General features: G+C 66.3%; 4 protein-coding genes. All 4 read right to left on the reverse strand.

Annotated features, from left to right (window positions below):
• On the reverse strand, positions 1–399 hold a 399-nt coding region (locus WAN71_RS19960), incomplete at its 3' end, for a GTP-binding protein (protein ID WP_422226984.1).
• Entirely contained in the window at positions 380–754 is a 375-nt protein-coding gene (locus tag WAN71_RS19965) for a DUF742 domain-containing protein (RefSeq protein WP_422226985.1), read from the reverse strand. The genes WAN71_RS19960 and WAN71_RS19965, both read right to left, overlap by 20 nt.
• Before the next feature lie 6 nt (positions 755–760).
• Positions 761–1,180, reverse strand: coding sequence for a roadblock/LC7 domain-containing protein (locus WAN71_RS19970; protein ID WP_422226986.1), 420 nt, complete (start codon positions 1,178–1,180; stop codon positions 761–763).
• Positions 1,177–4,026, reverse strand: coding sequence for an ATP-binding protein (locus WAN71_RS19975; protein ID WP_422226987.1), 2,850 nt, complete (start codon positions 4,024–4,026; stop codon positions 1,177–1,179). Before WAN71_RS19975 ends, WAN71_RS19970 begins: the two co-directional genes overlap by 4 nt.
• Between the last annotated feature and the right edge of the window lie 49 nt (positions 4,027–4,075).

The following is a 4,075-nucleotide window of genomic DNA, read 5'->3' on the forward strand; positions in this document are numbered from 1 at the left end:
GAAGAAGTCGACCGCGGCAAAGCTGTCCTGCAGGCGTCGGCAGTCCACCAGGACGACCGCGCCGATCGCGCCGCGCACCAGGTCGTCCCACATGAACCAGAATCGGCGCTGCCCTGGAGTACCGAACAGGTAGAGCACCAGATCCTCGTCCAAGGTGATCCGGCCGAAATCCATCGCTACCGTGGTGGTGCGTTTGTCTGGGGTGGCCTCCACCATGTCGACGCCTACCGAGGCGTCGGTGACCATCGCCTCGGTTCGCAGTGGCATGATCTCCGAAACCGCGCCGACGAACGTCGTCTTACCGGCGCCGAACCCGCCCGCGATGACGATCTTCGTCGACGCGGTATCACGCGCCTTCGGATGCGGTTGGGCCCCTCCCTTAGAGGGCTCGTAGGCCACGGAGCGTCCTTCCTATGAGTTCGCTGCGTTCGTCGCGGGTCGAGCGATCGGTCAATGTCCGGTTCACTCGAAGGTAGCCCGAAGTCACCAGATCACCGACCAACACACGCGTGACACCGAGCGGCAAATCCAGCCGAGCCGAGATTTCGGCAACGGATGGACTCTTGACACACAGTTGGACAATCCTGCCTCGCACGTCGTTGGGTGGCCATCGGTGAAAGAGCGCCGACTGCAACGTCTGCACCGGCGCCTCGAGCGGGAGCTCGACGCTGGCCTTGGTCCGTCCGGCCGTCAGCGTGTACGGGCGGACCAGGCTCGCCTCAGCTGCGGGTGGCGGCGACTCGCGACTGTCCATCGGCGATCACGAGGGTGACGGAGCACGTCGGGTCGACTGCACGACATTGCCCACCCGTTCAACAAGGACGGCCATCTCGTAACCGATCTGACCGATATCACAAGACGTCACGGCCAGCGTTGCCAAATGCGAGCCGTCGCCGACCCGCATCAACAGCAGGTAGCCGTTTTCCATCTCCACCACCGACTGCAGCACCTGGCCGCCGTCAAACAGCTGCGCGGCGCCGCTCGCCAAGCTGGCCAGACCCGACGACACCGCGGCCAGCTGATCCGCCCGCTCCTGCGGCAGGTGCTCGCTGGCCGCGATCAGCAGCCCGTCGACGGATACCAGCACTGCGTGCGACACCCCGGGAACCTCGCGGGCGAAATTCGACACCAGCCAATCCAGGGAGTTGTCCGAGCGAGCCGAATTGAAGCCAGACGTCATTCGTTATCGGATCCTTGTTCTGTATCGCGGGCGTGCGATCGTCCTGCGCGAACGCCGCCGAAATGGCTACTCATCGAGGCGCGGATCGCCTCCGGGTCTCGCACCGGTGCCTCATGGGCAGGTTTGCGGCCGGAATGCAATCCGCCGTTCGATACCGCCCCGTTGTCCTCGTCTGCCCGATGGTGCCCGACGCCCGAAATACCATTGTGCTCGGGCCCCACACCCCCCGGCACCAGCCGGGCGCCTGGGTCACGCACCGGGAGGCCCTGGTCGGTGTGGGCCTGCACGGGCACGTTCTCGACCTCTCCGGCCGCCGACCAACCATGGTCCCAGACCGACTTCCAATCCAGGTCGGCGCTACGCGCCAAGTCGTGCGGGTCAACCAGAAACTCGGAAAGCATCCGCTGGTAGATCAGATCCGACTCCGGCGGTTCGCTCGACGTCGCCGCGGCTTCAGCGGGCCAGGCATCGTCGACATCCTGCGGATCGGACTGAGCTGACGGCTCCGGCGCGACCGGCTCAGGCGCGACCGGCTCCGCTTCGGGCGGCTGCTGCCGGGTGAATCGCACCCGCGAGCCGAGAAACGACGACGTGTTCGAAACCGGTTGAGCCGCAGGGGCTTCCGGGGATTCGGAGGATTCACTAGCAGGCTCAACTACCTTTGGCCGCCGGCGTAGCGGTGACTCGCGCCGTGACGGCCGATCCGGTTGGTCGGCTGGGGCGCCGGTGATGCCGCTGGATCCGGGCCTGCGCCGCGGCAATAACGTGACCGGTGATTCGGTCGAATGGGAGCCGTTGCGCTCTGCCGTGTCCGCCAGCGCGGCGAGATCTGGCGTGTCGCCGGAATCCGCTGCGTCGGCCGGGTGATCGGGCGTGGCCGGCACTTCTGTGCGCACCGCCGCCGGTTCGCGCGGCGCAACGTAGCCGCCGTCCGCAGTGGCCAACAACGACGCCGGCAGATATACCTCGGCCGTCGTACCCGACCGCGCTCGCTCGGTCGACAAGCCGCGCAACCGCACCCGGACACCGTGTCGGTCGGCCAGTCGGCCGACCACGAAAAGACCCATATGACGAGCGCTCTCCGGAGTGACCTCTCCCCCGGCGCGCAACCGCATGTTGGCGATGCGCCGATCGCCGTCGGTCATGCCCAGCCCGACGTCGAGGATCTCGATCAGAACCGCCGCATCGCTGCGCTGTGAGGCCGAAACGCGGACCGGCGACGCGGGCGGTGAGTAGCGCAACGCGTTGTCGATCAACTCCGCAAGGAGATGAACGACATCGCCGGCGGCCGCGCCGTTGAACGCGCAGTCTGGCAGCATCGACGTTTCCACTCGGCGGTAGTCCTCGACCTCGGAGGTCGCGGCGTTGACGATCGACGACAACGGCACCGCAGCGCGTTGGTCTCCCCGCGAGCTCTGCGCCCCCGCCAGCACCAGCAAGTTGGCGCCGTTGCGGCGCATCCGGGCGGCCAGGTGGTCGAGGCGGAACAGGCTGTCGAGCCGATCGGGATCCTCTTCGTTGCGCTCCAGCCGATCGATGAGCGAGAGCTGCTGGTCGACCAGTGAGCGGTTTCGCCGTGACATGGTCTCGAACATGTCGTTGACCAGCAGCCGCAGTCGGGCCTCGTCACCGGCCAGCAGCAACGCCTGGGTGTGCAATTCGTCGACCGCGTGCGCGACCTGGCCGATTTCTTCGGTGGTGTGAACCGGTAGCGGCTCGGGCGGCTGTTCGTCACCGGCTCGAACGCGGGTGATCTCGCGTTCGAGGTCTTCGTGCGCGACCTTCAGGGCGCTGTCCCGCAGCACGCGCAGCGGGCGGACCAGTGAACGCGCCACCAGCAGCACGATGCCGAGGGCGGCGAGGATGGCCACCACCACGACAACGGTGTCGCGGATCGCCGCATCGCGCCGGTTGCGGGCCTGATCCTCGACGGATTTTGTGACCAACGCGGTGGTGTCTTTGATCACCTGTGCGGCGATCGCGTCGGTGGTCTGTATCGAGTGGAGCAGCGCCGGATTGTTGACAAGCAGGCTCTTCGGATCGGACAGAATTGCCATCCGGGTCACCATCTGCTGCTGCACCGTCTTGGCTTCTGCTGAGCCGACGCCGAGCACTTCAGCCATCCCGAACAGTGTCGACGGCTCGGTACCGGCCAGGGTGATCATCGACGTGCGCAGCTCGGGCTCGGGCAGGTCGGCGCCGCGGGTGATCAGCAGCTGCTGCATCATCATCTGGCCGCGGGCCCCGATCGCGCGGCTTAGTCCCTGGGCCGCAGCCCGGATTTGCACGTTGTCGACGCGTACCGATCCGTCAATCGCATTCTCGGCAGTCAAAAGGATCGGAGCGTAAGTGGTGACTCGCTCTCGCAAACCGATGGCGTTCGACGCCACCGCGTCTAGCAACGTCTGGCCACCGTTCAGCAGGGCGTTGACCCCTGCCCCGACATCGGCGGCAACGTCGGTTTCCGTCAGCCGGGCTTGCAGTTCGTGTTTGCGGGCGTCGAAATTCTTTTTCACGCCCTCGGCGTCGCCCCCGGTGGAACTCGCCAGCAATGCGACATCGAGCGCCGACATGTATTTGGTAATGGCCGGAACCACCTCGGCCCGATCGGCGGCCAGCCGAAGGTCGTGCGCATCGGTAAGCGCACCCGCGACACGCAATCCTCCGAAGACCATTGCCAGCACCAAAGGCACCGCGACAATGGCCACGACTTTCCACCGCACCGGCCAATTGCGCAGCGACCATGCCGCCGGCCGTTTCGCCCGTGCGGACTCGGCGCCGTTGTTGTCTGCGACGCGACTTTTGGCAGGCAGGACCGCCCGCGCGGAGCGGGCAAACATGGTCACCGGACTAGCGGAGTGTTAGCAACCGCTCCGCTGAATCGCAGTCTTAGCG

Origin of the sequence: Mycobacterium sp. (genome assembly GCF_049280035.1) — a bacterium.
Lineage (GTDB): Bacteria > Actinomycetota > Actinomycetes > Mycobacteriales > Mycobacteriaceae > Mycobacterium.

Excerpts from the sequence above, each read along its gene's own strand:
- WAN71_RS19965 (WP_422226985.1), bottom strand. The coding sequence starts at position 754 with ATGGACAGTCGCGAGTCGCCGCCACCCGCAGCTGAGGCGAGCCTGGTC.
- WAN71_RS19970 (WP_422226986.1), bottom strand. The coding sequence starts at position 1,180 with ATGACGTCTGGCTTCAATTCGGCTCGCTCGGACAACTCCCTGGATTGG.